The sequence below is a fragment of the Streptomyces sporangiiformans genome (assembly GCF_005768555.2).
Classification (GTDB): Bacteria; Actinomycetota; Actinomycetes; order Streptomycetales; family Streptomycetaceae; genus Streptomyces; species Streptomyces sporangiiformans.
In genome coordinates this window covers 1-3,154 of record NZ_VCHX02000241.1, presented here as the reverse complement: position 1 = coordinate 3,154, position 3,154 = coordinate 1, and the positions used below count along the sequence as shown (strand labels likewise).

Annotated in this window: 2 protein-coding genes; both read right to left on the bottom strand. The window is 68.7% G+C overall.

The genetic code is table 11. The features are described from left to right. Window positions 1-191: 191 nt before the first annotated feature. The gene (locus tag FGD71_RS35170) at window positions 192-1,598 is read right to left on the bottom strand and encodes an NAD(P)/FAD-dependent oxidoreductase (protein ID WP_119104615.1); all 1,407 of its coding nucleotides are present in this window, start codon (window positions 1,596-1,598) and stop codon (window positions 192-194) included. 431 nt (window positions 1,599-2,029) lie between these two features. After that, window positions 2,030-2,971 carry a Ppx/GppA phosphatase family protein gene (locus FGD71_RS35165; protein ID WP_119104614.1) on the bottom strand — a complete coding sequence of 314 codons (942 nt, stop codon included), beginning with the start codon at window positions 2,969-2,971 and terminating at the stop codon, window positions 2,030-2,032. Between the last annotated feature and the right edge of the window lie 183 nt (window positions 2,972-3,154).

The following is a 3,154-nucleotide window of genomic DNA, read 5'->3' as shown; positions in this document are numbered from 1 at the left end:
CCGGAGAGGCTGAATTTCAGCCCGTCCGGCGTTTGAGGACGAGGCCGTTCAGGCCGATACGGGGGTCTGGGGGCGCAGCCCCCGGGATGAGGATGGGACGGGTAGGGGCGGCGGGGGCGAGGAAAACGCCGAAGGAGCCCCCCGCACCACGGATGGCGGGAGGCCCCTTCGGGTTGTTCAGCGACCGGAGGTCAGGAGGCCTTGGCCTTCTCCTCGGTCTTCTTGGCGGCCGGAGCCGGCTCGGCCCGGACCGCCGACGCCGGGGCGGGCTTGGCAGCCTCGTAGAACTCCTCGCGAGGAGTCTCGATGGCACCGAGCGAAACAACCTCGCGCTTGAGGAACATCGCGAGCGTCCAGTCCGCGAAGACACGGATCTTGCGGTTCCACGTCGGCATCGCGAAGCCGTGGTAGCTGCGGTGCATGTACCAGGCGAGACGGCCCTTGAGCTTGATCTTCATCTTGCCCATGACGATCATCGCGACGCCCTTGTGGAGGCCGAGACCGGCCACCGCGCCCTTGTTGGCGTGCGAGTACTCCTTCTGCGGGAAGCCCCGCATACCGGAGATCACGTTGTCACCGAGGACACGCGCCTGACGCAGTGCGTGCTGGGCGTTCGGCGGGCACCAGGCGTTCTCGACGCCGGCCTTGCGGGCGGCGACGTCCGGCACCTGGGCGTTGTCGCCGGCGGCCCAGATGTAGTCGCTGCCCTGGACCTGGAGGGTCGCCTGGGTGTCGACGTGACCGCGCGGGCCGAGCGGCAGACCGAAGCGGGACAGGACGGGGTTCGGCTTGACACCGGCCGTCCACACGATCGTGTTGGAGTCGACCTCGAGGCCGTTCTTCAGCACCACGTGGCCGTCGACGCAGGAGTCCATGGAGGTGGACAGGTACACCTCGACCCCACGGGACTCCAGGTGCTCCTTGCCGTAGGCGCCGAGCTTGGGGCCGACCTCGGGGAGGATCTTGTCCGCGGCGTCGACGAGGATGAACCGCATGTCCTCACGGGACACGTTGGTGTAGTACTTGGCCGCGTCGCGGGCCATGTCCTCGACCTCGCCGATGGTCTCCGCGCCGGCGAAGCCACCGCCGACGAAGACGAAGGTGAGCGCCTTGCGCCGGACCTCGTCGTCGTTCGTGGAGTCCGCCTTGTCGAGCTGCTCAAGCACATGGTTGCGCAGGCCGATGGCCTCCTCGATGCCCTTCATGCCGATGCCCTGCTCGGCGAGGCCGGGGATCGGGAAGGTGCGGGAGACCGCGCCCATCGCGATGACGAGGTAGTCGAAAGGCAGCTCGTACGCCTCGCCGACCAGCGGGGCTATGTGTGCGACCTTGCGGTCCTGGTCGATGGTGGTGACCCGGCCGGTGAGAACTTCCGCCTTGGGCAGCACGCGTCGCAGCGGGACGACGACGTGCCGAGGCGAAATGCTGCCGGCGGCGGCTTCGGGGAGGAAGGGCTGGTAGGTCATGTACGACCGGGGGTCGACGACCGTGACGGTCGCCTCGCCGTAGCGCATCTTCTTGAGGATGCGCCGAGCTGCGTACAGGCCTACGTACCCACCGCCTACTACGAGGATCCTGGGACGCTCCGTGGTGCTCATGCCATCGAGTATCCACCCGCTCCAGGGGGGTAGCTCGTGCGCCCCTTCACAAGCTCCTGCAGCACCTCTGCTACACTGCGCGGCCCGCATGCGTCAGGCCATGCCCCGACAGGGGAACCACCGCGCCTCACAGAGCGCTGTCAACACCGCGTGAGCTGCCACTTGGGGCCCGCGAACCGCCTGAACCAGCTGCCCGTCCCACCGCCTCCCGGCACCTCGAAAACGGGCCTGTACACCCGCCGTTGAACCCAGTACGCCCCGCAGGCCGCCTCAGGACGCGAAAACCTTGCCCATCAGGCCCGATTTCCTTGTGAAGAACTTCACGAACTTTCTCCGAGGGGCCTCGCCGACGGCCTTTTCAGGACCCCTCGGACGCGCTCATACGTTATCGGAACGGCTCAGGCGAGGCTACCCATGGGTAGCTTAGGGGCCTACGCAACCGACCAGGCGATGCCGTCGAGGATGTCGTGCTCGCTCACGACGACCTCGCTCGCCCCGATCCGTTCCATGATCGAGAGCAGTACGAGCGCGCCGGCGCCGATCACGTCCACACGGCCCGGATGCATCGCCGGGATCGCGGAGCGTTCCGCGTGCGTGGAGGCCAGGAGATGCTCGGTGATCTCCCGGACCTTGTCGTACGGGACCCGGGAGTGGTGGATGGCGGCCGGGTCGTACTCGGAGAGGTTCTGCGCGATCGCCGACACCGTGGTGACGGATCCCGCGAGCCCGACCAGCGTGTGTGCCTCGCGCAGGGGGACGGTCTGTTCGGCGAGGTCGAGGGCTGCGGCGATGTCGGCGCGGACGGCCGCGATCTGGTCCGGTGTCGGCGGGTCCGCGATCGTCCCCTCGTGCACGAGGTGGCGCTCCGTCATCCGTACGCAGCCGATGTCGACCGAGCGCGCGGCGCGGACGTGGTCGTCGCCGACGACGAACTCGGTGGAGCCGCCGCCGATGTCCACGACGAGGAAGGGCTTCACGAGGTCGTCCCTGCCGGTCAGCTCCTTGGTCGCGCCCGTGAAGGAGAACTCGGCCTCCTGGTCGCCGGAGATGACCTCGGGCTCGACACCCAGGATGTCCAGGACACCGCGTACGAACTCGTCCCTGTTCTCGGCGTCGCGGGAGGCGGACGTCGCCACGAAGCGGAGGCGTTCCGCGCCGTGCTCCTTGATGACCGTCGCGTACTCCCGGCAGGCGGTGAACGTCCGCTCCAGGGCCTCGGGGGCGAGGCGGCCGGTGCGGTCGACGCCCTGGCCGAGGCGGACGATCGTCATCCGCCGGTCCAGGTCGACGAGTTCGCCCGTCGCCGGGTCCGCGTCGGCGACGAGCAGGCGGATGGAGTTGGTGCCGCAGTCGATGGCGGCGACCCTGGTCATGACCTGTGCTCTCCTGTCGTGGTGCGGATGGGGCGTATGCCTGGCGCGGTTTTTTCGCCCCCGCCGCCCCTACCCGTCCCATCCTTCTGGGGCTCCGCCCCAGACCCCGTTCCCGGGGGCCAGCCCCCGGCCCCCCCGCTCCTCAAACGCCGGAGAGGCTGAATTTCAGCCCGTCCGGCGTTT

Bases quoted from the DNA above. Each gene is read 5' to 3' on its own strand.
- FGD71_RS35170 (WP_119104615.1), bottom strand. From the start codon at position 1,598: ATGAGCACCACGGAGCGTCCCAGGATCCTCGTAGTAGGCGGTGGGTAC.
- FGD71_RS35165 (WP_119104614.1), bottom strand. From the start codon at position 2,971: ATGACCAGGGTCGCCGCCATCGACTGCGGCACCAACTCCATCCGCCTG.